Genomic DNA, 25,679 nt, shown 5'->3' on the forward strand with positions numbered 1-25,679 from the left:
CCTGTTAGCACGTTTGTGCTGGGTCGGTTGTTCCAAAAATTGTAAAGGGAATTATTAGTCAAATGACCACTCCAGATATTCCTCTGTTTAAAGCCGGTCCAATAAAATCGAAAGCTCATTTAGCAAAAGTGTTAAATATTGACATATCTGATATCGATGATGTCTTAAACATGCCACTAGATAAGAGGTATAGGCTTCCTAGGAACCCCATTTTAAAATCTGATGGAACAATTAGAAAAATATTTAACCCTCATCGAAAAGTAAGGTTCTTGCAGCGACGCATTAATAATAGAATTAATAAGCAGTGTATAAGATGGCCCTCCTACATTTATGGTTCTATCCCTAAAAGTATTGAAAATGGTAATCGGGATTATGTTGAGTGCGCTCATAAACATTGTGGGGCAAAGAGTATTTTGAAAGTTGATATTTCTAATTTCTTTGACAATATACAAGAGTTTCATGTGCAGAATATGTTTAAAAATTTATTCAGGTATTCTGATGAAGTTTCTGAGATTATAACCAATATATGCTGTTATGGTGACAGGGTAGTGCAAGGAGCATTGACCTCTAGTTATATAGCTTCACTTATTTTGTGGGACGTTGAGCTATCCTTGGTTAGAAAGTTGAAGCGTTTGAATCTAACTTATACGCGCTTAGTGGATGATATTACTGTTTCTTCTCCTAGTCACAATTTTGATTTTAACGGGGCATCCAAGCTGATCGAAGAAATGCTAAATGAAAAAGGCTTACCACAGAACTTTGATAAAACTAGAATATATCGTCTTTCTAGTGAGCCACTCAAAGTTCATGGCTTAGTAGTATCATTCCCAAACCCTATATATTCTAAAGATGAAGTAAAGAATATTAGGGCGGCTGTTCATCAACTGAAACATAGAGCTGAAAAACAAGAAGATCAAAAATCGAAATCATATAGGAACGACTACCAAAGGATTTTAGGAAGAGTTAATAAGCTTAGTCGCGTTAAAAATGACAAGCATGCAAAGCTTATAAAAATACTTAGAAGTGAAAATTTAAGACCCAAGCCATCCAGGGCAGACATAATTTCTGCGGAAAAGCGATTTGATAAAATAGTGACTGATTACAGCAGGAAAAAATCTCAATACAACTTTTATAAAAGATATCATTATTTAAAGCATCTCTTATTTTTTATAAAAGGAGAGGGGGGTTCTGACTATAAAAAGTTTGCACAAGTTAAGCTTGATAACTTATCACGTTATGAGCCTGATTTTAAGGTCAAGGACTATTAATGCTAGTAAAGAGTAAAATAACAAAGATGGCTTGTATTTATGCTTTTACGAACATCATTTTCTTACTCCTGCTGTTGGTGCAGATGAATGTAGCAGGAACGTTTTCACTTGATTTCTGCGTAGAAGATCGTTGCCTAAAATACTTATACGATAGGCACCAATATTTTATCGAGTTGGTGATTGTAATAAATAAATTTTTAGCGGGATTTGCGGCTATTTTTGGCGTAGCTTATGGTTATGTAGCTTTTCTTGAGCAATCAAAAGATAGGGCGTTTAACAACCATCTCAGGAATTTAGAGTTCTTCGTATCATTCATAAAATCTGAAATTGATCGACTAGATTACCTCTCTCAGTCTAGCGTTGATTTCAATATTTTATATCAGTTGATTTACCCAAATTCATCTGAGGGTAAAATGTCAAATTTTGATGGGTACAAAAGCGGAGTTAAAGAGTTGAGAGACTATGTAATAAGTTACTCAAATGGTTATAAAGGCGGACTGAAAAAGGTGCCAAACTCAGAAGTTTCTTTTTTCAATCACAAAAAGAAAATAATAAAACTCGCTAAAAAATTTGGCATTGATGTTGCTAACTTACCCAAAAGTGACTTTTTTTCCGTTGAGAGTGACTTCTTCAAATTGCTAGACGTGATAACCACAACATTCACAAATGAGCGAGAGGTTGAGAGAGCGCGTTTTCTCATGCATAAAGTTGATATTCACTACAGATAATGAGTAGTAATCTCAGCCCTAAAGTGCCCCATCTCTTGTGAAACGGTCTCTAATGCCGTTTCATATTTATACCCCAAGCTTTTCAGCTCAACCATCCGCTCTTGGGCATAGCTATGTCTAAGACCATGCGCTCCAGTCGAAAATAACAATGCGCGGTTTGAGGCTTTAGAGAAAGAGTCTGACCATTTTTTACCGCCAGCAATATCATAGCGCTGAAGGTAGTTAATTTTTCTGTCTACTACCCTGATAGGTTGTGCTAAACGTTGTTGTTCTAGCTTATTGGCGAGTGTGGTTGGAATTAGCACATGGCGAATTAAGCCGCCTTTACCTTGCACGGTATATAGCTCGCCGCTTCGACCATGCCATTTTGAATCTAAGGCAGGGCGTTTGTCTGGGCTTCGCTCACTAGCTTTGGCAAGTGTTAGCAGCTCATGAGCGCGCAGACCTGCGGCATAGGCGATTTGTGTAGCGAGTTGATGCTTTGCTGTTTGCCGATGTGAAATAGCTCTGGCTTGATCTTTAGTGTAAGCCCGAGAACGCTTGATTTCTTCTAAACATGACTTAACTCGATAGAGTGTTGCTTTTGGCTGTAGCTTACCGTTTAGTTGCATCATAGCTTGTATTGCTTGACGCTCCATATCTAGGGCTTTTTGGCCGACAATCTCAGCTCGGTAGTCGAGATAAATTCGGGCTTGTTCAATGCTCATAGATTGGATGCCGTTTATACCAATATCCTTTGACCAGCTGGCAACCGTTTTTAGCGCCTGTTCGTAGTTTCTAGCTGTGCCTAAAGAGCGTATATGTTTTGCTTTGGTCAACCCTTTGATAACGTTTTTGGCTTGTGTGCTGGCTTTGGCAAATTTAGGCATTTTTATCGAGCCACCGCTTAACGGTCGTCCACTGCACAACGATACCTCTCATGGCAAGCCAGCGTTGTAACTCAGCTTTAGTTGCACCTGCGTCATATAGTTTACAAAGTTGAGTTCGGTACTTATCAAGTTTGGATGATTTATGACGTTTACGGGCACGTAGTTTTGTTTGCGCTTTTAATAAAGCGACTTCAATATTGGGGTTAAAAGTCATGCTTGTTCCTTGGTTGTAAGATTAACTGGCAACACAGTTGCTCAGCGGCACTAAAGCCTATTCGCCCCAGTTAAGCGCAACTGCGCAAGGCTCGGACTGATCTCGCCTAAAATAAAAACCTCAGATACGTGGAAGCGGCAGCAACTAAGCGCCGAATTTGAAAAGCGCCATAAATGTGGCGCGGCATGACATAAATATTAAAACAGTGAGGGTCCTCACTATGAGTTGTCGGCAGCTGAGCAGCGCCGTTTTTCTTCAATGCCCAAAGGGCTAAATCAAGTTTAGGTTAGCGTTAAATAAGACAGCTTTCAATCTGCGAATAAAAATCTGCGTATAAGCTCAGCAAAACCAAGCCCCCCGCTATGAAGCGAGCGATTTATCGCTTCGACATAGCGGGGGGCGTAGCCCCTTTTAAAAGAGGAGGAAATTGCTCATGATGCATCGGTGAAAAGGGCTTGGTTTTTAGCAAATTTGCAGGCGAGGATATATGTAAGGTATAGGCTAATTCAAAAACCTCAAATGGTAGGTAAGGTCAAATAAAATGGTGAGTTAACTACCTTTGTAATCAGCTATTATCCCAGCAAGTCCATCCTCTTCACAAAACAAAAAGGCAGTTGGTACGTCTAAAACTTTAGCGAGTGCTTTGACTGTTTTAAAATCAGGCGCATGAACCCCTTTTTCATACTGGTTCATTCTCGCAGAGGCTGAGAACTCGTCCATTCCTGCCAAAATACCTAACTGTTTTTGAGATAAACCTTTCCTCTTTCGAGCCTCTTTTAAGCGCTTTGGAAAGGGCGACTCGTCATTTGTTTTCATCGTAAATCGATTAATTCTTGAAAACTAAGAGTCTCTTAGCTTTAATGTTATTCTGATACTCAGGAATCCTTAGTTTTAATGTGAGAGGCTAAACCATGTTTTTAAAAGCACTGAAAGCAACCGCGTTAATAGCGCTTGAAGTCATGATCGACGACGATAAAAAATCAGACCAAGACAAGTTTATTGATGAATACAATGATGGGATGGGTAATGTAAACTTCTATGGTGATGAATATACGGAGCAAGAAGCACGAGAAGGCGATGATAGGGGGGAGTTTTCTTATTAGCGTACATACGACTTTAGAGACTGATGTGTTATAAATTGACCTTAATCCGAATAGGTAAACCTCTTCGGAGTTGAGTAAATAAAAAATTTCAGTCGATAGGGAAGTTACAAATGAATAAAGCTAAGAGGGTTGAGTTACTGCGCTTGTTTAGCGCCGCTAGTCGTTTTGAAAGCAGGCTTAAGACAAAGAGTAGAGAAGATACAGAAAGCTTTATTATCAAAAACTACCACTGGCTTTTCTTAGTATCACCTTTCGCAGTGTCTGTTATTTTGGCTTTTATTGCAAACTCAGGAGGTGGAGACAATCACCTAAGAGCAGCAGCATTAATTTTGCTACTTGTGGTATATTTTGCTGCGGTAATTCAGCCATTCTTAATGATATGGATACATCGACGTGACTTTATAAATTCGGTGCGTTCACCCATGAGCCTCTTAATGAAAAATATTGAGAGAAGTACCCTAGTTGATTCTAGGTTGTTAAGCAGACTAAGAGATTTACCTATTGATACACTTGATATTATCCTTCTTGAGTTAAGGTCAGAGAAAGAGTTTTTTGAGAAAAGAATAGCTCTAGTTGTTGGTTCAATCGAAAAAGTCGGACTTATCCCAGGGATATTTGCTGTATTGGTTGCGTTGTCAAATGTTAAAGCGGACAAGTTCTTATGGCTTGATGCACTAGCTTACTCCGTATTATTTCTATATGGTTTTGGTGTTGTTGCACACCACCTCGCAATGCGTTTGGAACGCTACTCAAAGGTGGTTGAACTGGTTCTGGAAAGTAAGAAACCTAAAAATTAGGTTGTTAGAGTTGCAATTTTAACAAACATAATAGTTTTCCAAGCTAGCAGCTAGACAAAATGGTTGAAACAGCTTGTGGCTATGTGGGAGTTGTGAATAAACGTCATTTATGTCTTTAGGTAAATGGCTGTAGCCAGATCGTTCTGATAACACTATTTCAAGATATAGATTCGTAATATAGAGCCCTGCGAGAGACTCCAATACGTTACCAAGATTGGCTTTGTTGAAATTTTCTCTGCGCTCATGTTTTACGTTGTTATAGTCTGACCACCAAGAGGGGGATCTACCCTCTTCAAATGCTTTCCACGGGACGTATTTTAGCTCAAACTCAAAGGACAGCACTTCCTCCGCTATCAGCCCTTGTTGATTTTCCACTATCCACTGACGATAAATATTTATATTTGCATTTTTCCCCTTTTTGTTAGGGTGTATATCACATATCTCTTTAAGTACCACCTCAACTTCAGCACAAATTGCAAGATAGAGTTTGGCCAATTCTATAGAGTATGTTTTGAAATTGTCAGGGGCAAAGTGTATGTAGCGAGACAAAGCGCATACATCTGATTCTAGCGAGAGATAATAGCGCCAATGTAGATTTTGTTTCATGGTTTCCTTACGTAGCGCACATTTTGGGTTGAGTATCGTTAAAGTGCACTGCCTGCTTATATTTTTATCCAATTATTTAAACGGTTATCTTAAATTAGAAGACTAGTAAATTACTAGCGCAAAAGTTACTCCCAATTTCTTGATACCTCACACTCAATCATTTATATTCACAAATGCGCACGTTTGCTGCGTTACTGCGAGGGGAGTCACTTCGGTGACTGAAAACAGGCGCTTTTATAGCTGCCTTCAATACGTAAAGAGGAAAGACATTGCTGCATATGCAGCGTCGTGCATACGTGCATGAATGATGCCCTTCGCTCCATTAAACGTATTGGAGGACTGTCATGTCATCATCTCAAACTATTTCAGTTAAAGACTTAGCTGACCTACTACAATTATCACCACGTACAATCCACAACCGAATTAGTGCTCAATCTAAAGCAATAGAAGCTGGTGAAAATCCAGAGAGCTACCAAGTACAGCGTTTAGCACCACCTTCAATAAAGTTGGGAAAATCACGTTTGTTCATACGGGAAACCGTTGAGCAATGGCTAGCTCGTTTTGAAGGGGTGAAGATGTAAGGAAGGCGAAAGGGGCTGCTTGACCGGCGACACCCCAACCGCACTTTGCATCTTCAAATTATATGCTTGCCTTACAAGAAAGGCCACCTTTGTCGTGGCCTGAGTATGCTATTGCCTCACCAAAAGACTTTTACGAGCTGATAGATTTTCATTCACCCAAATATGTGAGGGCACTTTTTAGTCATAACCACGAATCAGGTAAAAAGATCTTTTTATTGGGAAGCCAAAAGACCAGCAAGGTCACTGATTTAAAAACTTTTAAAATAAAAACAACTAGATATGTTCAAGGAGTATTGAACAGTAAAAGCGAAGCGGTTAACAATTACTATAGTCCAAACGAGTTTTATAGTTGGCCACGCGCGATAAATTTGGCTATTTTCAGGGCTAATTGGATTGATATTGATGTTACTGAAAAAGTTGACGCAAGCAAGGTGCGAGAGCTTGAACATGACTTAATTGAAAAAGTTATTCAAATTTTACAAAAGAATAAGATACCACCATTTACTGGTTATGTTTGCTCGGGTTCTGGCGGGATTCACTTATACTGGATTTACGCTCCTGTTGACGCTTCTCAAATTAATAAAAAACTGTGGAAAGCGATAGCAAATATATTAATTGAAAGTTTACAAAGCATACGCGCATTATGGTGCATCGACACAACCGCATCAAAAAGGGCTTATGGAAATCTGCGTATACCAGGTTCTGTTCATGGGCGAACGGGTTTACATGCAAGGTTTTTTGGCGGTGGCCCTAAGTACCAATTTGAAGAGCTACTGAACTATCTCAATTTGGAGTCATTAAGAGATAGCTTGAGACTAGAAAAAGAATTGAGAGTTGTTAGGTTGCCAAATGAATCTAAAAGCAATAAGCCCAAACAACAAACTCAAAGGCGTTACGGTCACAACATTAAGGATTGGTGGCTCAAATGTATAAACACCATTCAAATTCATTTTCGTAAGCAAGGCATGGTGCCTAAAGGCAAACGTGATAAAACAGCATTCATTCTATTTGTTGCCTTGCAACATTTAAATAAAGACTCTGCTTTTGAAAAGCTGGTAAAAATAAATGATGAGCTGATAGGTTTTTCACTCGAAGAGTTAGACGGACTGACAAAAACGGCAAAAAGCACTTTCTACAAATACAAAAAAGAAACACTAGCTGAATACCTAAAAGACTTACTTGACTACCGTCCTGAATACTTGTGTACAAAGCCCAAAGTTAAGTTATCAAGTGATGAAATAAATAAAAGGCAGAAAAAAGCAGCCAAAGATACTGCTACTAAGAAGAGAAATAGCTCTCGAGAGCTCGTGCGAGAAGCTTTTAATGAATTGATCAATGAAACAGGCAAAAAGCCAACTCAGAGGCAAGTTGCCGAGAGGGCTGGGTTAGGGTTACGAACGGTGAAACGGTATTGGTTTAGCTAAGGGTAAATACCGGAATTTTCAAACCAACGAAAGGTGTAATTTATTTAAGTAAGTCTTAACTTGGTCAGCCCCATTTCTAATTAGAGTAATGATTCGTAGCATTTATTGACTTCAGTGTTTGACCTAATTTTAATAATTATTAACTTTAATTGCATAACAATATAGAGTTACTGTATCCATTGTTTTGTGGTGACTCATTTGTCAATGGTATGTAGAATGAAATCGAGAATTAAAACACTAATACTAAATCCAAGGTGAGGAACAGTTTGAGCTTAAATAATGCGCATGAAGGATATGATTACCAAGATCTGATAACTAGCTATTTCATACTAGAAGAGATACTAAACGGCAATCGAGAAAGCATATTCTCAATAGACAAAAAGCATACGAAAGGAGATACCCCAGATAGATTCGATGACTTAGTTATAACTAACGGGGATAAAGTACAGCGCAAGCAAGTAAAATATAGCAATGAACAGACATCTATTAGGCTCACCAAAGATTACCTTTCCGCTGATAGTCACTATAAGATAGCGTTACATAAACTATATCAATCATGGAAAGCACTTAGCACTACTCATAGTGAGTTTAGGTTATGTTTAGCCTGGGATGAGCCTGTTGAAAAAAATATTCTGAAGGTGTTAAACCTTCAGCCTTCAAACCTATCGTCATTCGAGTCATTTCCAACTAAAGTTTTTAAGGTAGACATAAACCTACTTTGGGAAATTGAACCTGAGAATTTCAACCGTTGGGATAGTCTAAAGCAATATGTAAAAGAAGATAACGTTGACCGAGATGATTTCCAAAAATTTTGTGAATGCCTTCTAATTGAAGTTAATCTTCCAAAAGCCAGTTTAAAATTTGACTATCCACATGAACTAGAAAAAATATTAATCTCGCAAGCCACAAGGCTAGGAATTGGACAATATCCAAACGATGATATTAACACCATTGATTTCTTGGTGAGACTCGTAAAACACGTTGGAAGTTATAGAACCAATTCTGCTGTTGTAACAACTCTAGATGTATTGAAAGATTTGCGTATTAAAACTGATTTTGGAAAACTTCAGCAAAGGTTTGAAATCGACCAGAGTAAAAACGTTAAGTCCGATTGTAGATATAGTTCATTTTATAACTTTGCTGTAAACAGCAAGAAAGTAATATTATCGGGTGAGCCAGGAGCTGGTAAATCATGGTTTCTAACCAATCTAATAGATTACTTAGAACGTGAGGAAATAAGTGTTCTTCGTCATTATTGTTTCACAAGTACTGAAGACGAATTTATTGAGAGAAGGGTCAGCTCTAATACCTTTTTTGGGAATCTAATAAGCGGGATAGAAAAAGTATATCCGGAGCTAACTAACGTAAAAAATCAGGTTTTTGCGGCTAACCTTGATGAATTAAACCTGCTTTTGCAAAAAATAGAAGAGCCGCTAGTAATAATAGTAGATGGCTTAGACCATATTAATAGAGTTCTAGATTCGTCCATTAGCTTATCTAAAGAACAAACTCAAATCCTAGAAAATATATCTCAGGTTAGCATTCCCGACAACGTAATAATAATATTAGGTTCCCAGCCTGTTGAAGAGTTAAATTTTCTTAAAAAGGACTTCAGTTATATAGAGCACCAGTTGCCTGCTTGGGATATTCAGGATACTAAAGAGTTAGCAAAAAAACATAGAATTACAAAATTAGATTGCAATAATGAAGATATCGTCGCATTAATTCATGAAAAAAGTGAGGGTAATCCACTTTATTTAACTTATATATTGTTAACACTAGAAAATAGTGAAGTAATAAGTGATGAGATCATACATTCTCTCCCCCCTTATGATTTCAACCTGAAAAAATACTACGAATACTTAACAAATAAAATTGAAAATAACACAACAGCGGAGATCTTATCTTGTCTAGATTTTTCTGTAACCAGAAAAGAATTGCAAGAGATAATACCGGTGAAGCACCATTTCAATTCTAGTATGAAAGTATTGTCCCCCGTCATCTCTGAGAATACAGCTAGGGGTGGACTAAAGCTTTACCATGATAGTTTCAGACGATTTAACATGGAAAAGTTAGCTGATATCGAAGAAGCTTTAGAAGCAAACTATGAATTCATCATAGACTGGCTAAATTGTGAATGCTTTTTTGAAAGCGACAAATCTTACCGTTATTTATTTAGCTACCTAATGCGAGCAAAGAAGTATGAGGATATTAGTAGATATGCATCTGACAATTTTCTACCAAATAGCTTATATTATGCTCACTCAGAATCATTAATTAGAAGAAACTACGAAAGCTTTCTAAGTGTAGCCAAAAAAACACAAAATTGGTCCCTATTTGTTTATGCTAGTGAACTGAATAGAGCGATAAATACAACTAGCTCCGAAGAACATTACAGTCAGTTTTTACAAAACTTCGAGCTATACTTTGAAGCTATTTGCTTGATCTATGGAGTAGAAAAAGCAAATGCGCTTTTATATTTTAATGGTGAAAAAAACCATAGTAATGCAGTTACTGCGCAAGCATTTAGAATTTTAGAAAAGCACGGTTACTTTCCCAAGTGGGAGGATGTGAATGAGCTGTTTTCTAAAAATATAACTCAAGAAAACTTCAAATACTATATTAGCTTTTTGAACCAAAGAAATGGTGATTTTTTTGCGCTTCTAAACAAAGCAATACAGCATGATGATAAAACCTATCTTAGAATATTGTTAGAAGAGGTATTCAGGCTCAAAGGCAGTGATTATTTAGTTGATCTATATAGCAAACTTACGGACACTGAAAAAGAGTCCATAGGGCTTATTATTAATAACCTTTTTGAAAGAGAGAATTGTTCAACTCGGATACCAATAAAGGTAGAGTGTAACGTCACTCTAGAGCCCCTATCGCTACCACTCATCAACGAAAATGTCGACAAAAATGAGCTGACTGTGCTTTGTAATCAATTAGAAATGTACTCTGATAATGATCTCGAATGTCTACAAAGCTTCAAAAAAACTATTTCTTCTAATCACATCGTTCACTGCTGGATTAAGTTTTATATACGGAATCTAATTATAAACAAGACCAGCCATGAATTATCAATAGAAGAAAGTATAACTCATAGTTTCGAAGCATTAGCTGAAGATATGATCTACTTTCCTGACGCTAAGTATTCTCATTTTCTTATTGATAGCCGAGGCTTGATAGATAGAAGCTTTGAACAAGTATTTCAGCATATAAAATCACAAGTAGCATGGGAGAAGATATTTGATATCAGAAGGGAAATTGTATTTCCTATTCTCCCAACGATAGAGAAGCGATTTCTTAGTAAGAATAATATCAACTTGTTGATAGAGACTTATAATAGCTTTGATGAAGAAAACAGTGATTATTTTGAGCATGCAGTGAATTCATTCAAAAAAGCAATTTATCGTGCAAAAGTAAAGGATATTGAAAATGCTAAGATAGAGCTGAAAAAGGCTATTCATTTAATAACTAGCTATACATCTCGAAAAGATAGAAATTTAGCAGAGTTCATCGACCCGATCCCCTCTCTGAATAACTTAAATCCCAGTTTTGCTAAAGAATATACTAAAAGACTCAAATACCTCACTGATGCCGTTATGAAGCATACCGAAGATGGTAAAGATACCAGATGGTTAACTATAGAATGGTTTGAAATGTTTATAAAAGTAGATTTCGAACTAGCTACGAAATATTTAATCAATGAAATGCTTACCAATGGATATTTTTGGAAATTAGACTTCATGTATGTTGATTTATTGCAACATAGCGACAACATCAAACCTTGTATTTTAAATTTTCTTTATAGATTAACTCCAACAAACATTAAAGATGCATACCTCAATAGTTTTTTGGAGGTAATTGGACGTTTAGAAAAGAAGGATGATAAGTTAGCCAAAGCATCTATGATTAACCTATCAACAAGAGACTGGAATGATTCTTATGATACATTGAGTCAAAAAACCGTTCGCAAATATAATAATATTGCTGAAAAATTAAGGTTGAATTTACATTTAGATGAGGTTAAAGAACAAAATACTGGAACTCCCCGCACATTTGATAACGACAAGTTATCTATAAATTTAACTGCTCAGCTTTGTAAAGAAGAAAGCTTAAGTAGCAAATCTACTCAGGATCTAGTTGATTATTTAGTTTCTCAAGAGATCTTAGGGAACGACAATCTCAATTACTTACATTTCTTCTTTAAAGAGGGAAATCATAGCGAATTGGCAAATGAAATACTTGTGCCACTTATCCGCAAAAGGTTCCCTAGAGGACAAGAGTACTTTACGAACCTGCGGTGGTTAATTCAAGGAATTACCATCTCAGATAGAGATAAAATTTTGTTATTGATTAATAACTTTGTGTACTCAAAAGACGGGTGGTTTTCTAGTTTTGTTGACAAGGATTCATTACTCCAAGCTGTTATGATTGATAGAGATACTGCGCAAAATTGTTTAGCATCGGCTTTATATGCGTTTTTTCAAAATAAAGACTATTCATCCAAGACAACGGCTAACTTAATTATTGCCTTCGAATATGTAGGGTTTGATGAACAGAGTATTTTATCAATGTATGAAAGAGGCTTTGATTTCATCAACAGTAGGTTGCCAGACGAAAGTGATTTTGAATGGGAAAATTTAGATTATATTGAAATATCTGAGATGAATGATAATGAGAGGGCAATTACATTGCTCCTTAGTAAAGCAAACAACTTGGATTCATCAGTTCAACGAGAGATTATTTTTGCGTTAAATTACTTAATTAAAAATTACACTAACCTTTTAATTAAACCCCTTAATTGGTTTTTCAATAACTTTCATCTATTCCATCACTCAACAATTGCCGCAATCCTTGAGCTTATATCGATTGAAATTAAGCAGCATAAGCCGTTGTTGCTAAAGATAAAGCCATCTATTGAAAAACTCATAGGGGTGCAAAATTTGTACATACAAAATGAAGTTGAGAGTATTTTTTGCGAGTTAAGTTATGAATAGAAATCTCATAAACTTAATCAACAAATCAAAGTTTATCAGTTACTTAGATGCTTTAGGAATTGATTCGAACGAAGTAAAAGACGCAATAATACAGGATTTTAATGAAGATGAATTTGAGCACTTTGTTAATAGCTCTAATGGGATGCTTTCTCCGAACACTTATATCTATGATTTAGTTTTTAAGTATGTAAATGAATTTTTATATCAACAATATAGAGAACTAGTCATTTTTGAAGGTGAAGGGAAAATAGATGTTAGAACAATGATTGCAACATCTAACTCTCTTGTTAGTAGACCCGACTTATTAAAGCCGTTTGATAAATCACCTGGGTTTAGTGCTCCTGATGAATTAAACGATTTTGTTGTCATTGCTAGATTTGAGCGTCAGTTTGAAGCTAGAGATTATGGCAGCAACACCAAAGGCAATCGCGCGGTGATATGTGAAGGTTGCCTGCCAATAAAAATTAACATAAACCCGCTGAAAAGCTTTCCTTGTACTCAAGACATTTGGAAAGATGAATACTGTTATGGAACTCCTGCCATCCAAGGGCTTTGTATCAATGAAAATAGTTTAGAGGCAGCACAAGTTATTTGGATGAATGGTGAGCTGCTGAGTTTATTAGGCCTAAGTCTAGATCGTTATGACAACGGGCTGAGAGCTCTAAATGAAAATGGTGAAGCAGTCTTAATATACCGATGCTGGAGAGAAAGTTTAGTCGGTAAAGGAAATTCCTTTGTTGGCCTAAATTCTAACATTTCTAGACTAGAGGGTTGCGATTTAATTTTGAGGAAAGACTTTTATGAAAGATTAAAGATGATCATTCCTGATATGGTTTTCTATACAGAAATATTCTAGTTAAATCTTTAATCCTCCTTGAAAAATGCTGCTACGGACACATTTTTCTAAGGTTGTTGGTTAATTAAGGGAGGAAGTAAAGCTTATTTTTCTAATTTAAAGGTAACACTGTAGATCCAAAGTGCTAAATTATTTTTTCCAAAAACAGGCTAGAGTGGCCGTCCGCTTTTAGTTCAAACCACCTGTTAGGTATAGTGGCACAATCCTAACCCAATTGCTGAAAGCATAAGGTCATATATGAGCTGCCAAGATTCATTGCCCGTCGATTACAAACTGTTTCTGAAAAGCTTTTATAAAATTCTATCGTGAGGAAGGTAATAAAGGTGCCATTAGCTGTCTTCCTATATATCCCCCCCAATCAACACCTAATTTAACCTAAAAATTAGAAAATAAATTTAGATTAATGTGGTGCGATAAATGTGCGATATAAAGTTAATAATTGAAGAAGCTAAGTGCTAAAAAAAGACAAGTAATTGATATAACTTATTGAATAGGGTAAGGAAAAGCTGGTCGGCATAGCAGGATTTGAACCTGCGACCCCTGACACCCCATGTGTCAGAGTTAGCGATATTAAAATATATAAATATCAATAACTTAAAGTTATTTGCCGAAGCTTTTGCGTCAGTAATGCTAAATATTCGCGTAAATTCGGCAATAATAAGGGTATAAAAAACAATCACTTAAAAATTAGTTTTTTAAAAACTACTGTATATTGGGGCGGCTAAAACTACAACTGTACAGAAAGTGGTGCTACTTCAATCCACTCAACATTTTGAGAGTCGGTGTATATTTTTGTAGTCTCTTTATCTGAATGTGCCATTCGTTGTGTGAGGTTTTCACCAGCGTGCTCCATTGCTTGCGCCGCTACACGTCTAATCTCATGAAAGGTGGGGCGGTGCTCTTTTGGTAAATGGTCATAAAGCTTTAAGTCATCTCTAATCTTCGAAAAGCCTCTGCTAATGTTGTTACTTGTCATCTGGAAGCGATGATCACAATACTTAGAGATTTTATTGTTTCGTGTAGGCTTTCTTCTAACAATGTAAGGGCATACTAGGTTATCTGTCTTTGAAAGCTCAATAATCTGTTTAAGTTCAGTTGTTATCGGGATCGCTACAAAACTTGATTTTTTATGTTGTGATTTATGCCTATGGATATACATAACACCAAAAGTGGGTACGTTCTTTTGGCTTACAACGCACCATATTACTTTAGGTGTTTCATACCAAACGCAACCGCATTCACCTACCTTGGGTTTTTTAATATTGTGCTTTAAACGATGGAGCTCTTTAACTGCATGCGTTGATTGAAGGCAAATCCCCATTGCAACCTTAAGCCAGAGTGGAGCCGCTTCATAAATAGCCTGATACGCCTCTTTACTTAGATCTGACCGATCTTTACTCTTTTCATCTCTTTTTATTTTTCTAAACTTCTTACCTTGGCTAGGGTGTATTTCAATGCCTTGCTCATCCATTAAATAATTGAAGTATTTATTTAAAAAACTCAGTTTTCTATTATATACATTTTTGGATTTGCCTTGGTTGACACAGTAGTGATTTAAATATTCAGTTGCATGCTCTGAAGTAATCTCTTTACTTAATATATGACCAAAAAGACTGTCTAGTTTTTCAACGTCTTTCACGAAAGTATTAAATGCATTTTCTCCAAGCTCCTCTTCGGATTTAACCCTTTTTATTATCAGCTTGCTCCAATCAACGATTGGCTTATTATACTTATCAAGTTTTGATGCAAATATACTAGCAGGGTCACGATACATTTCGTTGTAAGTCTGCGCCGCTTGATAGGCTTCAATAAAAGAGGTTCCCGCAGGGAAAAATACATCTTTCCCATTTTCGTTTCGGAAAAAGAACCTATCTACACCACGCATCTTTCTCTTATGCAAGCCCTCGGGCCACTCTTCTCGGCCCTGTATTCGTCTTCTTGGTGCCATATATCACCTGTTTGCAACTAAATGAGTTACTAGCTGACTATGAGTTCTGTTTTCAGTCACTACAATCAGCACTTTTCCATTCGGTAAAATATCGAGCCTATGATTGGCGGGGAGTCCGCCCTGACTTCTCCACTTTCTGATCCACGCCCGAACTGCGGGGGGCTTAATCTTTCCTTTGCAGACGACTTCCGCGTACTCAGCTGATGTATAGGTCTTTTCATACGGGTTTTTGTTCATGCTGCTTCTCCTTTAGCGTCAAACTTGTTTATTTCATTGCCCCACACAGACCAGCCGTGTTTTGATGTCCGTGCAAATAACTCGACCTTTGGTACATTACCCGCAAGCTCTTCACATTTAACCCTGAATTCATCTGGCTTACGGCTATGTTCTAAAGTGAGGTAATTGCCTGAATAGTTAATAGCTTGGAAGATATCAGCGTCAAATGCGTAGTTCCCAACGGCGCGAACTGACCTCGATGCAACTTTGGGCTTTCCTTTAGTCGCTATGATTGCAGATTCACTTCCAGCGCGAGTCCAATAGCCCATACCAAAAGCCGGATTGCCGTTTACAGTTAGTTTATTCCACACAAATCCATTCATGTTTTTAAGAGTGAAACCCCACGCTTTGACAACTGTAATAGCTTCTTCTGGCATTGCTCCCACGTACCACATAACCAATATACAATCGTCTGCAGCGAGACTTTCTACGGGCATTGCTTTTAACTCTTCTACGCTCATTGTGTCGTAATGATGGGCTGCGCCAGAGCTCATAGAGCCGCCAGTTTTTTTGCTATCAAATTGCCATGCGGGGTCTGCGTATATGAGACCGAATTTTTGGCCTTTAAATTCATCAAACATGCGCAACCTCGTTATGTGTAGTTGTTTCTAATAATACCGAAACATTTAACTTGGTGAATGTTCCCTCATGGTGCCAGTCATCAAGACTTTGCATTTCAGTTTGGCCTTTGAAGAGGTATACACCTGCTGTCTCGGGCAGGGTGAGCTTGTGGAACAGATCTTCCATATCACAAGCGTACTCTTGCAAATCTGTGTTGAATTGTGTGTTTGTTTTTAATACCTCTGTTACCGCGCCATCTACGCCAGTTGAGCCAATAGCAACAACCGCTTCAACGTCACTCAGTGTCATTTCGGCTTTTTCATAAAGTTCGTTACACATGATCTTTCCTTTGGTTGCTGCCCCGAAGGGCAGCATGTATCAGTTTAAACTCGGCCAATGTACGTCTTGAATGGACACGCTTTAAATTCAGTAGTTAGCAGCTCTTTAAAGCGTTCTGTGATCTCTTCTTGCGTTGACTCGAGTCGCAAAATTCTGAAACTGATCTTAGGGCGGTCACCACCTGTTAAAATACCGACTCGAACAGTAAACGAAAACTCGCCCAAGCCGTTGTAAGGTTCACATTTGAATGTAATTTGGTTTGGCAGGGTGTCCTTGTTTTTAGCTTCAATACTATCCATTGCCGACATTGAGGCACCAAAGTCTTCCACTTTTGAATTGAGCTGTCTGGCGCTGTCTATTGAGAGATCTCTAAGTCGTTGAGCCGCAATTGCTGGTGCCATATCGCCGCCGTTCATGTCTGAAACAGTAATTAAGTCGCTCCAATCTTCAAAAAATTCTGCCGCAGTTTTTTGGCTAAGCGAGTCGTCACCGGTTGCCAATAGTGCCTTGTATGGCCCTGTTTTTTTCAATGCCACGATAGCTTTGTGATCTTGATGCAGTGGTACTTCAGTGGTCCCAATATCAAAAACTGTTTCAGCGCTCATTGTTGAAGAGTCAATAAAGCAGCCTGAATCGTCATTTCCATGTTCGATGCTGTAGGCAACAAAGTCATTGATGCTCTCAGTATCAAAGTTCAGTCGTAGCCTTGAGCGAACTGCCATAAACTTTTCTAAGTCTTGGACTTTAAAGCTGTCTGGCACTAGAGCAAGAGGAACATTTGTATCTTGCAACTGATCAGTAAAATGGGCTGCGTTGGCTGTTTCTTGAATGTGTTGTACTGCTTCTTTAGATAATGACATGTTTGATTTCCTTATTGTTTGGTTAATGGTTTAGTTTTGTTGTACTAGGGTAAATTGGCCGTTGAACTCTTCTTGCGGCTGCTCAATTGTGAGAACGCCACCTTTACCCACATAAAACGGGGTCTCATTAGATGCTGTTTCTGATTTGCTTCCTCTCCTTGTAAGCGTTGTATGTGTGAGCTTACTTGAGATCATTACCTGGTTGTTTTCTCCGACACGTTGAAAAGTTAAGTCGATTGTCAATTTACCTTTTCTGTTACCAGCGCCGTGTACAACTTGGCCGAGAGCTACATCGCTAAGTAAGTGCGATACTTTCTCTTTAAAAACTCCGGCCTCAAGACTACTGATGAATGTTTGTATATCTGTCGTATTACTCATTGCTGTTGCTCCTGCTGAAATTTTATCTATTTAAAAACTGTGTGCTAAAAGGGAATATCATCGTCAAAGTCGATGGGTGGCTCCATTGGGTTATTCGGACCGCCTAAATTACTGTTCTCAGCAGGCAAACCTGCCGCCTCACTAGCGCTTTGTTGGCCGTTACCTTGTTGTGCATTGTTTTTTTGCTGAGGTGCGAATCCGCCTCTCTGCGTTTGGTTATTTTGCTGTCCATGCCCTTGCTGCTGAGGGTTAAAGCCTCCGCGCTGGTTCTGGTTATTTTGATGACCGCCATATTGCGCGTTCTGTTGCGGGTAGTTTTGTGGCCCGTAGTGCTGATCATTGCGGCTACCCATCATTTGCATTTGACCGTTTATGTCTACGACTACTTCTGTGGTGTATTTGTCTTGTCCGCTTTGATCAGTCCATTTACGGGTTTGTAATTTACCTTCTATGTAAAGTTGCGAGCCTTTGCGCAAGTATTCGCCTGCTACTTCTGCCAATTTTCCGAAGATCACAACACGATGCCATTCAGTACGCTCTTGCTGCTGTCCGCTATTTCTATCTTTCCAAGACTCTGACGTGGCAATACTTAAGCTAGCCACAGCGTTACCGTTTGGCATATAGCGAACTTCAGGATCTTGCCCCAGGTTCCCAACAATGATTACTTTGTTTACACCTCTACCCATGTTTAAGCCCTGCTTTTAGTGTACTTAGATGGTTTAGGGAAATACGAACTACCTTTTTGCAGGTTTCCACGTCAAACATTCCGATGTGGCAATCTCTACCGTTAATCCCCAGCTTTTTAGCAAGCCATTTGTATGCGTCTTGGCGCTTCATGTGGCCATTTCTCCATATCTTGTCAAAAGCACTGTGAGCGTTACTTTTTTCTGCTCTTAATTGCGCGTTAGCTAATCTGCCCATGGGCTTGTCAGTTCCTTTGTGGCATCCGACATATGCATCGCAACTTTGGCAGCTGTAAAAAGTCTTTTTAAATAAATCGGGTCTATGAGGATAAATCTCTCGACCTGATACTTTTTTCGAAAACTGGCCGCAGTAACCGCAAATTGGTGTAATTCCTTCCATTCTTTCAATACCTTTTTTGACCTTAGAAGAGGGCGCTATGCGCACCTCATTGGCTGGTTATGCTGCTTGTTGGCTAAGCATTTCTTCTAAAAGTTCAATATGCTTTTCAGCTTCTTCTAACTTTTTGCAAATCATATCTACTGCGGGATCTTGTGCTCTACGCACATCGCTTGGCCAATTAGTGAAAGGTTCGTATTTAAGTTCAAAGCTTTCGCTTGTATCTTCATCAGCCGCCAGTTCCGGTTGGTCATCGTTTGCAGCTTTAGTCGTTATGGGCTGAGCTGCTTCACGCGCTGTAGCCATATCTAAAATTTGGTTTAATTGAGATGTTGCGTTATGAACAGCTTGTTTAGCTGCACTAATATCGCCATATGTGTCTTCGTTAATAACAGTTGCATCCAATTTAGCTATGGCAGCTTTAATGTCTTCACTGGAAGAATTAAACATCGTCATCGGCGTGTTTGAAATTTGGCTTAATGCGTCACGTTGATCTGCTTCTTTTTGTTGCTCAGCTAAACGTTCACGTTTTAGAGCATCTTCACGCAAGTTGTATAGTGCTGTAGTCACATCGTCTTTTACTTTGAGAGCTTCATGTATTAGCTCAGGATCAAAGTGATCCACTTCTATTATGCTCACTGCTTCTATACAGCCGGCGATATACTCTGATGATTTATTGGCGCAGTCAGGAACAAAGTTTCTTATTGCTTGTATTTCGTCCCTTTGTGAATTAAGAAAAGTTTCTCTTTCTGCTGCTCGACGAGCTTTTTCCTTTTTTCTGGCATCATCTTCGGCCTCGAAAGGGCTCACAATGACAGAGTAGACATCTTCAACCTGCTCAATCAGATCATCGCCTTTTTCTTTGATGGTCTTAGTAATGCTAATACGGCGATCATTAATGGCCTTTGTTAACTTGTTCCTTTCTGTTCTGGCTTTACGGCCTATTTTGTATGTGTCGTCATTTGTCATGTCGTAGACGATGTCAGAAGGAAACTTTGCTTTGAGTTCTGCTAATTGCTGTTCAGTGATCTGATTTTGAAAAATAATACTTAATACGTCAGTGCTTACTTGGTGATTCGATGACATTTTTACGCTCCTTGGATTTTTGTAATTGTTGCCGCTTTTTCGGCTTGTAATTGATTTTGATATTCAGAAATATCCAAGCTTAAAGACTTGCACTGACCTTTAAGCTCTTGCAGTAACTGGGTGTAAGTCATGTCTAAAACGGCTTCGTTAGGCTCTTTTTGCAGCTGCTCTAACTTCTTGGCGAACCATTTTTCAAACCTTTCTAATGACTCTCTTTGCGTCTTTTGTTTAGCTTGTTTGATTTCAGACATGCGCTGCTCTTTAGCTGCTTTTATGTCATGCCTGAATACATCACTATCTTGTGCCTCGGCGCATTTGATAGCTGTGGAGAATGCTTTTTTTAACTCTGTTTCAGTTTTCGCAGAGTTAATATCAGCAACGTATGGGCTTATATCGCTTATGGGCATAGCCCAAGCCGGTAATGATGGGGAGGCCCATTGAGCGCTTAAAATTGTGTATTGATTGTCACTTTCTGCATACTTGAAAGTGACATAGTTTTCTGTGCATTCGTTTCTATCGCTTATGCGTTGGCATTCGACAAAAACAGGTTTTACTAGGTGAAGGTATCGACCAATTCCTAACTGAACAGAAGCGCGCTTCATTGCGCTCGATAATGCGCCTTTTAGCGGTTCAAAATCCGTGTAAGATGCACCGTCCCATTTGGTAACCCAGGTATTACCAACTTTGATACTTAACCCACAAATTTGACCGCCTTGGCCGTCTTTAAACTCGTTTTTCCATCCGTCTAACCCCAGCACTTCGTCTAATCTATGTTGAACTGCGCGGTTTGTTATATAAGGAACAACTTCAACCCAAAGCCTGTCGTTATTTATACCTTTTCTATTCACCATCCATTCGACTTCGTGATCATTGAATGGGGCGGAGAGCTTTTCTCTTATTTGTTGTGCAGTTTGTGTCATTGTATTTTCCTTACTACTACGCTGCTGTTACTGAATGGTGAGTATTTACATCAGCAATCAGTTTATTGAGTTGACTTTCTGCATCAGGTGAATTTAAAAGCACTGTAGACATATCAATTACATTTGCATCGGGCTTTCCTTCATGAGTAGTTGCATGGTCATATGTAACAACATCGATCATTTGGTTGCGCGGGTATGTATTAATTGAAATTGATACTCTGTCATGCTGCTGGAAGCTAGCTAGAAGCAATTCAGCTAATTTGTGTATCAATGCTGTATTCATGATGTACAATCCTATATCGCAATTATTAACACAAAAATGATTGTGCAAGTTGTTGTTAATTTGTTTTCGCTATTAATAATACAAATAAATTTGTTGTTTTCAAGTTTAAAATACAATTTTTATGATATATTATTTGTAATTGAAAGGAGATGTTATGAAGACGAGTAAGAAAAAGCTAAATAGCACTTATGTAATAGGCACTAAGCTTTCAATGGTTGTAAGCGGTGGTACCAATGGAAATGGTTGGGAGCCAACGGCCAAGGCTAGTAGTGCATTTTATGATGTGAAGGTTGTCAAACCCTAAGGGAATCAGATAGGTAATAGGTATTAGTATGGCGGATTTGTTATTTAAGATCGGTGATGTAGTCGTTTATGTAAACTGTTTTGCATTCGTGATTTATGCATGTATAGGGGGTAGAAATCAAAGTTTGCTTTGGTCTTTGGTGACACTCTGCTTTTTTAACTTTCTTATGCAGTCAATTGGCGTTTACTTAAAAGACAATCACAACTCTTTCAACTCAGAGATCTTTAGGCATATTTGGTACCTGACATTTGTGTTTATTGATTTAGTTGCTGTGCTCTTTATCTTTTTCGTGCATAGAAACAACGGTATAGAGAGTAGCAAATTCGCTGTATTCATCGCTGGTAGCTTTGCTTTTCTAGCAGCAGTTAATACGATTCGGTATATTTCTTACGTACTTTTAAATGTTGACCACTTTTTGATCAAAGAGTTTTATACCTACAGTATACCTTACATTAACATTTGTGTTGCTATAACAACTTTATTTGTTACAATGAAAAGCGTTGTACATAAACGGAGTTTAGAATGACCACTACCATTTTGGCGATTGTTGCATTGGCAATGCTATTTTGTAGCTTTTATGGAGTTTACAAGCTTCATTACCTTACACTAAGGAAAGCTGAAACTAGCTCCAAACCAGAACAAATCGAACAGGAGTTAGATAGCGAAAATGTATATCACGCACCTTTTGCTGAGCAGTCATTGTTAAAAGATTGTCTGGCAGTTATTAAGGAATCTTATGATATTGATGAGATGATCTTGAAAGGTGAAGATGTCACGGCTAAAAGTGCAATTCACTTACATAAGCGAGACGGACTTCTGGATAGGGTAGGTAGATGCTCGGACCAGAGCCAACAGCGCCAATTTTATTAATTAATAGTTGCATGTATAAATTTTTTTATAAAAAAGGAGTTGCAGAATGAAAGTAATACCTATTTCAGGGCTTAAGAAAGTCGTTGGTGGTATCGGGGGCGGTGATGGAGATGATAGTAACTCTAGAGCTATTCGTTTCAGTTTATCTGGAAGTGGGGGCGGTACTGAGCCACCTTTAAAATTATAAAAATAACGTGGGCGCAAATGCGCTCATTTTTTTACAAAAAATTCAATATATCGAAATGTGGCTCGGCTACTCACCTTGAGCCAAGTTCAATTCATTATATACAGCGCTGATCATCTCATAATCACCTGAAAGCTCAGACAATACTATTGATGTAAGAAGCTTCGATATTGCGGCTCTATCATGTATGAGGTCTAATTCACGACCATGCCTAGCCTTAACTTGCTTGCTTAGTGAAATGATTGTTCTGTCAAGTGCTTTAGGGATTACAGCTTGAACTTCATCTAGTCTATAACCTTCAGCTTGAACGTTTTCATTTGCCTCAGTTTCATTTTTACAATCAGAAACTCCAGTCCTAAGATATTCGATGCTTACACCTAATGCTTCAGCAAACTCCACTATTTTTTTAGGTATGGAGTCTTTCTTTTCAACTGAAGCAACACCTTGCTGAGTTAATCCAACCAGTTTCCCCAGATCGCCCTGACTTAGGTTTTTATCTTTCCTTAGGTGCTCAATTCGAGCCCCGACAGAATTAGCCATGACAATACCCCAAAAGTTCGTTTTTAACATCAAATATACCCCGTTAATCTACAAGTTTTTTTGTATGGTAGCAAACAAATAAAATTGTAGCAAAGTAACAAATAAACTTGTATTTTATTTGTTGTGGTTGTATTTTTGTTGTGGGAGGAGATTATGTCAGGAAAAGCACTAAAGGCAGCGATCAGTATCGCAGGCAGCCAAACAAAGCTTGCTGGGCAATTGCCAGGAGTTGCGCAGCAAAATATTTCTTACTGGCTTAAACGGGGAGGTATTGTCCCCGCTGAACATGTGATTGAGATTGAAAAAGTCACAGGTGTTAGCAGAGCAGAACTCAGGCCAGACCTTTTTGGACAATGACCTGTGAACAAATTCAACAATATCAAAATGAAAGGACTAATGATGAAGCCCGTATTTATTAACCCTTTGGAGTGGCGAACGCCAGATCCTAAAGCGGTAGTTGGCCTAGTGACTTATGTCGTTGAGGGCGGAGCTACAGTAACACAGCCGCTAACACGTAGTGAGTTAAAGCTGATCTATGCTTCAAGAGAGGAAGAGTATCAAACAGAACAGTTCGAGAAAGAACGTTTAAAAAGAGAATGTTCGGTCTACGGCTGTGACTGCAATGAAACACAGTCCTCTTTTCAAGGGTTTGAGAACATTCTACTCCACTCACTTGCTAGTCATTTGAAAAGCCCCGACGAAGATTTAGAGAAATTAGCTTTTGAACTGGTGGCACCGATACAAATCCCTACAAAAAGCGGTGTATTGGAAACAATCGATGGCTGGTTGTGTTGGGCGGACAAGATAAAGGATCCTCAGCAAAGAATTGCTGTTATGAAATCCATCGCAAGTGCCAAGGATTACATTCTAAAAGCAGAGCGTTTGATGCAAGGCGCGAGAATAAAAGGGTGTAGCAATGGATAAACCCAATTTAACTAACGATCAGATTATTGAAAAGGCACATAAGTTTATGCCAGGTCTCAAGCTGATGTTTTCCATTTTGGATGCCTATGTTGATACCGCAGTACATCACCCTGATTTTGATGCGGCCAAAGTTGAAAAAGCAGTACTAGAAACAAAACAGATGCTTTTGAACATTGCCAACATGCTGAACGAGGATTCGGTTAACTTCAACTTGGTTGTTAATAGGTTCGTGGACCTAATTGGTGAGATAGGTGAGCAGGGCAAGTCGATCATTAGCATTGCACATAAACAACCGTTAGCAGACACGTTTATTTATCAGCAAGCGAAAAAAGATTCAGGGTTCTACGAACTTTATCAAGGTATCTGCGATCAGGCAGGGTGGCCGCACCCTGAACCTTGTAAATACCCGAACGAGCTAAAGAGCTGATGTTCTTTTTTAGGCTCATTGGTGAAATATAAAAACTAGCAATTATGCTGAATCAATTAAGGAAAATTAGAAATGAACGAGTTTAATACAGACAATAGCGCTCAACCAACAGCACAAGATCAGTACAGAGTAGTTGGCACTTTTACATATTTGGAACATGGGAATCATGTATCAAAACCTCTTTTGGCAATTGAACTAGAGTCAATCTTAGAGGGCAGGGAGGCGTTCTTGAGTTGCTCTGAAGAGGCCGCTAAAAAACTGACCAATGCCCAGAAAAAGGTAGATAGCATTGATCAGGTAATACGCAATTTTGATTTTAAGACTTCGGCTCCAAGAAAGGACGAAGAAGTATGTTAGGGGTTAATTTATTTCAAGGAGATTGCCTTCAACTGCTTGATTTATTGCCTGATAACTCTATAGATCTCATTTGTGCTGACATGCCTTACGGTACAACTCAATGCAAGTGGGACACTCAGATTGACCTTACCTTGCTTTGGCCAAAACTTAAACGTGTTGCGAAGGATAGAGCTGCAATAATTCTATTTGCGCAAACCCCGTTCGATAAAGTGTTGGGCTGCAGTAATTTAGAAATGTTGCGATACGAGTGGATTTGGGAAAAGTCTACTGCGACAGGCTTTTTTAACGCAAAAAAAATGCCTCTAAAAGCACATGAAAATGTTTTAGTTTTTTATTCAAAACCTCCTATTTATAACCCGCAAAAAACATCAGGACACCCGCGCAAAACGGCTAGTCGAAAAGGCTGCAAGAGTGAGTGTTATGGGAAAGAAGTAAAAAAAGTTCATTATGACTCAACAGAAAGATTCCCAAGAAGTGTCCAGAAATTCACAAGTGACAAATACAAGGCCAGCCTTCACCCAACACAAAAACCGTTATCGTTGCTCGAATACATAGTTAGAACATATAGCAATGAAGGGGATCATGTCCTCGATTTTTGTATGGGCTCCGGTACCGCAGGTGCTGCCGCACAGATTCAAAATCGGCAGTTCACGGGTTTTGAACTAAACAGGGAATACTTTGAAAAGGCAAAACAGCGTATAGAGACAGCAATTGATAGTAAAGCCGCTTAACTAAACAAAATGATCAGGGAGAAAAGAATGTTAGAAAATTTGTATCACATTTATCCAGAGCATCAACCTGGTAAAAAACAAAATAGAAAGAAAACAACAGGAAGTGACTGTAAAAGTCACGATTGTAGAAGGCAAGAAAGTAAAAAGCCTAGATAAAACAAA

General features: G+C 38.4%; 32 protein-coding genes and 1 tRNA gene. 16 read left to right on the top strand and 17 right to left on the bottom strand.

The genetic code is table 11. The annotated features are described in order from the left end of the window. Window positions 1-62: 62 nt before the first annotated feature. The gene (locus tag N473_RS06935) at window positions 63-1,268 is read left to right on the top strand and encodes a reverse transcriptase family protein (RefSeq protein ID WP_081220991.1); all 1,206 of its coding nucleotides are present in this window, start codon (window positions 63-65) and stop codon (window positions 1,266-1,268) included. Continuing rightward, on the top strand, window positions 1,268-1,996 hold the full coding sequence (locus tag N473_RS06940; RefSeq protein ID WP_063367270.1) for a retron Ec48 family effector membrane protein: 729 nt from the start codon (window positions 1,268-1,270) through the stop codon (window positions 1,994-1,996). The genes N473_RS06935 and N473_RS06940 overlap by 1 nt, the downstream gene beginning before the upstream one ends. Here the strand turns inward: N473_RS06940 and N473_RS06945 are convergent. The 3 genes from N473_RS06945 to N473_RS06955 form a co-directional block, all read right to left on the bottom strand. Further along, window positions 1,987-2,865, bottom strand: coding sequence for a hypothetical protein (locus N473_RS06945; protein WP_063367271.1), 879 nt, complete (start codon window positions 2,863-2,865; stop codon window positions 1,987-1,989). The genes N473_RS06940 and N473_RS06945 overlap by 10 nt on opposite strands. Further along, window positions 2,858-3,079, bottom strand: coding sequence for a hypothetical protein (locus N473_RS06950; protein ID WP_039609359.1), 222 nt, complete (start codon window positions 3,077-3,079; stop codon window positions 2,858-2,860). Before N473_RS06950 ends, N473_RS06945 begins: the two co-directional genes overlap by 8 nt. Before the next feature lie 549 nt (window positions 3,080-3,628). Beyond that, on the bottom strand, window positions 3,629-3,895 hold the full coding sequence (locus N473_RS06955; RefSeq protein WP_063367272.1) for a helix-turn-helix domain-containing protein: 267 nt from the start codon (window positions 3,893-3,895) through the stop codon (window positions 3,629-3,631). Between the two features lie 95 nt (window positions 3,896-3,990). Between N473_RS06955 and N473_RS06960 the strand changes: the two genes are divergently transcribed. Both N473_RS06960 and N473_RS06965 read left to right on the top strand, forming a co-directional pair. Next, window positions 3,991-4,182, top strand: a complete 192-nt coding sequence (locus N473_RS06960; RefSeq protein ID WP_063367273.1) for a hypothetical protein — start codon at window positions 3,991-3,993, stop codon at window positions 4,180-4,182. A gap of 110 nt (window positions 4,183-4,292) precedes the next feature. Next, window positions 4,293-4,979, top strand: coding sequence for a hypothetical protein (locus N473_RS06965; RefSeq protein WP_063367274.1), 687 nt, complete (start codon window positions 4,293-4,295; stop codon window positions 4,977-4,979). 18 nt (window positions 4,980-4,997) lie between these two features. Here the strand turns inward: N473_RS06965 and N473_RS06970 are convergent, their stop codons facing one another. Beyond that, the gene (locus N473_RS06970; RefSeq protein ID WP_063367275.1) at window positions 4,998-5,585 is read right to left on the bottom strand and encodes a hypothetical protein; all 588 of its coding nucleotides are present in this window, start codon (window positions 5,583-5,585) and stop codon (window positions 4,998-5,000) included. 344 nt (window positions 5,586-5,929) lie between these two features. Here N473_RS06970 and N473_RS06975 point away from each other — a divergent pair, with 344 nt between their 5' ends. The 4 genes from N473_RS06975 (at window position 5,930) to N473_RS06990 (ending at window position 13,449) form a co-directional block, all read left to right on the top strand. Continuing rightward, window positions 5,930-6,166, top strand: coding sequence for a helix-turn-helix domain-containing protein (locus N473_RS06975; protein ID WP_039609355.1), 237 nt, complete (start codon window positions 5,930-5,932; stop codon window positions 6,164-6,166). A gap of 215 nt (window positions 6,167-6,381) precedes the next feature. After that, on the top strand, window positions 6,382-7,590 hold the full coding sequence (locus N473_RS06980) for a hypothetical protein (protein WP_155735544.1): 1,209 nt from the start codon (window positions 6,382-6,384) through the stop codon (window positions 7,588-7,590). Window positions 7,591-7,856: 266 nt separating this feature from the next. After that, a complete protein-coding gene (locus N473_RS06985) occupies window positions 7,857-12,593 on the top strand; it encodes an ATP-binding protein (RefSeq protein WP_063367277.1) in 4,737 nt (1,578 codons plus the stop codon). Next, window positions 12,586-13,449, top strand: coding sequence for a hypothetical protein (locus N473_RS06990; protein ID WP_063367278.1), 864 nt, complete (start codon window positions 12,586-12,588; stop codon window positions 13,447-13,449). Before N473_RS06985 ends, N473_RS06990 begins: the two co-directional genes overlap by 8 nt. Before the next feature lie 507 nt (window positions 13,450-13,956). Here the strand turns inward: N473_RS06990 and N473_RS26125 are convergent. From N473_RS26125 to N473_RS07045, 12 genes are all read right to left on the bottom strand, one after another. Then, window positions 13,957-14,059, bottom strand: a tRNA-Leu gene (locus N473_RS26125). A gap of 117 nt (window positions 14,060-14,176) precedes the next feature. Further along, a complete protein-coding gene (locus N473_RS06995; RefSeq protein ID WP_196766375.1) occupies window positions 14,177-15,334 on the bottom strand; it encodes a tyrosine-type recombinase/integrase in 1,158 nt (385 codons plus the stop codon). A gap of 66 nt (window positions 15,335-15,400) precedes the next feature. Then, window positions 15,401-15,634, bottom strand: a complete 234-nt coding sequence (locus N473_RS07000) for a hypothetical protein (protein WP_063367280.1) — start codon at window positions 15,632-15,634, stop codon at window positions 15,401-15,403. Beyond that, on the bottom strand, window positions 15,631-16,254 hold the full coding sequence (locus N473_RS07005) for an MT-A70 family methyltransferase (protein ID WP_063367281.1): 624 nt from the start codon (window positions 16,252-16,254) through the stop codon (window positions 15,631-15,633). The genes N473_RS07000 and N473_RS07005 overlap by 4 nt, the downstream gene beginning before the upstream one ends. Further along, the gene (locus N473_RS07010) at window positions 16,247-16,573 is read right to left on the bottom strand and encodes a hypothetical protein (RefSeq protein ID WP_063367282.1); all 327 of its coding nucleotides are present in this window, start codon (window positions 16,571-16,573) and stop codon (window positions 16,247-16,249) included. The genes N473_RS07005 and N473_RS07010 overlap by 8 nt, the downstream gene beginning before the upstream one ends. Before the next feature lie 44 nt (window positions 16,574-16,617). Beyond that, window positions 16,618-17,433: a DUF2303 family protein gene (locus tag N473_RS07015; RefSeq protein ID WP_063367283.1), complete on the bottom strand. Its 816-nt coding sequence runs from the start codon at window positions 17,431-17,433 to the stop codon at window positions 16,618-16,620. 30 nt (window positions 17,434-17,463) lie between these two features. Further along, a complete protein-coding gene (locus tag N473_RS07020) occupies window positions 17,464-17,811 on the bottom strand; it encodes a hypothetical protein (protein WP_063367284.1) in 348 nt (115 codons plus the stop codon). A gap of 44 nt (window positions 17,812-17,855) precedes the next feature. Next, the gene (gene ssb / locus N473_RS07025; protein WP_063367285.1) at window positions 17,856-18,497 is read right to left on the bottom strand and encodes a single-stranded DNA-binding protein; all 642 of its coding nucleotides are present in this window, start codon (window positions 18,495-18,497) and stop codon (window positions 17,856-17,858) included. After that, window positions 18,490-18,894: a zinc-finger-containing protein gene (locus tag N473_RS07030; protein WP_081220992.1), complete on the bottom strand. Its 405-nt coding sequence runs from the start codon at window positions 18,892-18,894 to the stop codon at window positions 18,490-18,492. The genes ssb and N473_RS07030 overlap by 8 nt, the downstream gene beginning before the upstream one ends. A 57-nt stretch (window positions 18,895-18,951) precedes the next feature. Further along, complete coding sequence (locus tag N473_RS07035) at window positions 18,952-19,977, bottom strand: hypothetical protein (protein WP_063367286.1); 1,026 nt, start codon at window positions 19,975-19,977, stop codon at window positions 18,952-18,954. 2 nt (window positions 19,978-19,979) lie between these two features. Further along, window positions 19,980-20,897: a Rad52/Rad22 family DNA repair protein gene (locus N473_RS07040; RefSeq protein WP_063367287.1), complete on the bottom strand. Its 918-nt coding sequence runs from the start codon at window positions 20,895-20,897 to the stop codon at window positions 19,980-19,982. A gap of 16 nt (window positions 20,898-20,913) precedes the next feature. Next, the gene (locus N473_RS07045; protein WP_063367288.1) at window positions 20,914-21,180 is read right to left on the bottom strand and encodes a hypothetical protein; all 267 of its coding nucleotides are present in this window, start codon (window positions 21,178-21,180) and stop codon (window positions 20,914-20,916) included. Between the two features lie 154 nt (window positions 21,181-21,334). On the opposite strand from N473_RS07045, the gene N473_RS26130 reads away from it, so the two are divergent. From N473_RS26130 to N473_RS26135, 3 genes are all read left to right on the top strand, one after another. Beyond that, window positions 21,335-21,484 carry a hypothetical protein gene (locus tag N473_RS26130; protein WP_155735545.1) on the top strand — a complete coding sequence of 50 codons (150 nt, stop codon included), beginning with the start codon at window positions 21,335-21,337 and terminating at the stop codon, window positions 21,482-21,484. Between the two features lie 522 nt (window positions 21,485-22,006). Further along, window positions 22,007-22,354 (top strand): hypothetical protein, encoded by a 348-nt coding sequence (locus tag N473_RS07055; RefSeq protein WP_063367290.1) that lies wholly within the window; start codon window positions 22,007-22,009, stop codon window positions 22,352-22,354. A gap of 46 nt (window positions 22,355-22,400) precedes the next feature. Next, a complete protein-coding gene (locus N473_RS26135; protein ID WP_155735546.1) occupies window positions 22,401-22,541 on the top strand; it encodes a hypothetical protein in 141 nt (46 codons plus the stop codon). Window positions 22,542-22,607: 66 nt separating this feature from the next. On the opposite strand, the gene N473_RS07060 is transcribed toward N473_RS26135, so the two are convergent. After that, entirely contained in the window at window positions 22,608-23,078 is a 471-nt protein-coding gene (locus N473_RS07060; protein ID WP_196766376.1) for a helix-turn-helix transcriptional regulator, read from the bottom strand. Window positions 23,079-23,231: 153 nt separating this feature from the next. Here N473_RS07060 and N473_RS07065 point away from each other — a divergent pair, with 153 nt between their 5' ends. From N473_RS07065 to N473_RS07085, 5 genes are all read left to right on the top strand, one after another. Next, window positions 23,232-23,435 (top strand): transcriptional regulator, encoded by a 204-nt coding sequence (locus tag N473_RS07065; RefSeq protein ID WP_063367292.1) that lies wholly within the window; start codon window positions 23,232-23,234, stop codon window positions 23,433-23,435. A gap of 39 nt (window positions 23,436-23,474) precedes the next feature. Continuing rightward, a complete protein-coding gene (locus tag N473_RS07070) occupies window positions 23,475-24,002 on the top strand; it encodes a hypothetical protein (RefSeq protein WP_155735547.1) in 528 nt (175 codons plus the stop codon). After that, a complete protein-coding gene (locus N473_RS07075; RefSeq protein WP_063367294.1) occupies window positions 23,995-24,429 on the top strand; it encodes a hypothetical protein in 435 nt (144 codons plus the stop codon). The genes N473_RS07070 and N473_RS07075 overlap by 8 nt, the downstream gene beginning before the upstream one ends. Window positions 24,430-24,501: 72 nt before the next feature. Continuing rightward, a complete protein-coding gene (locus N473_RS07080; RefSeq protein WP_063367295.1) occupies window positions 24,502-24,786 on the top strand; it encodes a hypothetical protein in 285 nt (94 codons plus the stop codon). Beyond that, a complete protein-coding gene (locus tag N473_RS07085; RefSeq protein ID WP_063367296.1) occupies window positions 24,780-25,517 on the top strand; it encodes a DNA-methyltransferase in 738 nt (245 codons plus the stop codon). Before N473_RS07080 ends, N473_RS07085 begins: the two co-directional genes overlap by 7 nt. Window positions 25,518-25,679 lie beyond the last annotated feature (162 nt).

It is taken from the genome of Pseudoalteromonas luteoviolacea CPMOR-1, from assembly GCF_001625685.1.
Lineage (GTDB): Bacteria > Pseudomonadota > Gammaproteobacteria > Enterobacterales > Alteromonadaceae > Pseudoalteromonas > Pseudoalteromonas luteoviolacea_K.

Bases quoted from the DNA above. Each gene is read 5' to 3' on its own strand.
- N473_RS06935 (WP_081220991.1), top strand. From the start codon at position 63: ATGACCACTCCAGATATTCCTCTGTTTAAAGCCGGTCCAATAAAATCG.
- N473_RS06940 (WP_063367270.1), top strand. From the start codon at position 1,268: ATGCTAGTAAAGAGTAAAATAACAAAGATGGCTTGTATTTATGCTTTT.
- N473_RS06945 (WP_063367271.1), bottom strand. From the start codon at position 2,865: ATGCCTAAATTTGCCAAAGCCAGCACACAAGCCAAAAACGTTATCAAA.
- N473_RS06950 (WP_039609359.1), bottom strand. From the start codon at position 3,079: ATGACTTTTAACCCCAATATTGAAGTCGCTTTATTAAAAGCGCAAACA.
- N473_RS06955 (WP_063367272.1), bottom strand. From the start codon at position 3,895: ATGAAAACAAATGACGAGTCGCCCTTTCCAAAGCGCTTAAAAGAGGCT.
- N473_RS06960 (WP_063367273.1), top strand. From the start codon at position 3,991: ATGTTTTTAAAAGCACTGAAAGCAACCGCGTTAATAGCGCTTGAAGTC.
- N473_RS06965 (WP_063367274.1), top strand. From the start codon at position 4,293: ATGAATAAAGCTAAGAGGGTTGAGTTACTGCGCTTGTTTAGCGCCGCT.
- N473_RS06970 (WP_063367275.1), bottom strand. From the start codon at position 5,585: ATGAAACAAAATCTACATTGGCGCTATTATCTCTCGCTAGAATCAGAT.
- N473_RS06975 (WP_039609355.1), top strand. From the start codon at position 5,930: ATGTCATCATCTCAAACTATTTCAGTTAAAGACTTAGCTGACCTACTA.
- N473_RS06990 (WP_063367278.1), top strand. From the start codon at position 12,586: ATGAATAGAAATCTCATAAACTTAATCAACAAATCAAAGTTTATCAGT.
- N473_RS06995 (WP_196766375.1), bottom strand. From the start codon at position 15,334: ATGCGTGGTGTAGATAGGTTCTTTTTCCGAAACGAAAATGGGAAAGAT.
- N473_RS07000 (WP_063367280.1), bottom strand. From the start codon at position 15,634: ATGAACAAAAACCCGTATGAAAAGACCTATACATCAGCTGAGTACGCG.
- N473_RS07005 (WP_063367281.1), bottom strand. From the start codon at position 16,254: ATGTTTGATGAATTTAAAGGCCAAAAATTCGGTCTCATATACGCAGAC.
- N473_RS07010 (WP_063367282.1), bottom strand. From the start codon at position 16,573: ATGTGTAACGAACTTTATGAAAAAGCCGAAATGACACTGAGTGACGTT.
- N473_RS07015 (WP_063367283.1), bottom strand. From the start codon at position 17,433: ATGTCATTATCTAAAGAAGCAGTACAACACATTCAAGAAACAGCCAAC.
- N473_RS07020 (WP_063367284.1), bottom strand. From the start codon at position 17,811: ATGAGTAATACGACAGATATACAAACATTCATCAGTAGTCTTGAGGCC.
- ssb (WP_063367285.1), bottom strand. From the start codon at position 18,497: ATGGGTAGAGGTGTAAACAAAGTAATCATTGTTGGGAACCTGGGGCAA.
- N473_RS07030 (WP_081220992.1), bottom strand. From the start codon at position 18,894: ATGGAAGGAATTACACCAATTTGCGGTTACTGCGGCCAGTTTTCGAAA.
- N473_RS07035 (WP_063367286.1), bottom strand. From the start codon at position 19,977: ATGTCATCGAATCACCAAGTAAGCACTGACGTATTAAGTATTATTTTT.
- N473_RS07040 (WP_063367287.1), bottom strand. From the start codon at position 20,897: ATGACACAAACTGCACAACAAATAAGAGAAAAGCTCTCCGCCCCATTC.
- N473_RS07045 (WP_063367288.1), bottom strand. From the start codon at position 21,180: ATGAATACAGCATTGATACACAAATTAGCTGAATTGCTTCTAGCTAGC.
- N473_RS26130 (WP_155735545.1), top strand. From the start codon at position 21,335: ATGAAGACGAGTAAGAAAAAGCTAAATAGCACTTATGTAATAGGCACT.
- N473_RS07055 (WP_063367290.1), top strand. From the start codon at position 22,007: ATGACCACTACCATTTTGGCGATTGTTGCATTGGCAATGCTATTTTGT.
- N473_RS26135 (WP_155735546.1), top strand. From the start codon at position 22,401: ATGAAAGTAATACCTATTTCAGGGCTTAAGAAAGTCGTTGGTGGTATC.
- N473_RS07060 (WP_196766376.1), bottom strand. From the start codon at position 23,078: ATGGCTAATTCTGTCGGGGCTCGAATTGAGCACCTAAGGAAAGATAAA.
- N473_RS07065 (WP_063367292.1), top strand. From the start codon at position 23,232: ATGTCAGGAAAAGCACTAAAGGCAGCGATCAGTATCGCAGGCAGCCAA.
- N473_RS07070 (WP_155735547.1), top strand. From the start codon at position 23,475: ATGATGAAGCCCGTATTTATTAACCCTTTGGAGTGGCGAACGCCAGAT.
- N473_RS07075 (WP_063367294.1), top strand. From the start codon at position 23,995: ATGGATAAACCCAATTTAACTAACGATCAGATTATTGAAAAGGCACAT.
- N473_RS07080 (WP_063367295.1), top strand. From the start codon at position 24,502: ATGAACGAGTTTAATACAGACAATAGCGCTCAACCAACAGCACAAGAT.
- N473_RS07085 (WP_063367296.1), top strand. From the start codon at position 24,780: ATGTTAGGGGTTAATTTATTTCAAGGAGATTGCCTTCAACTGCTTGAT.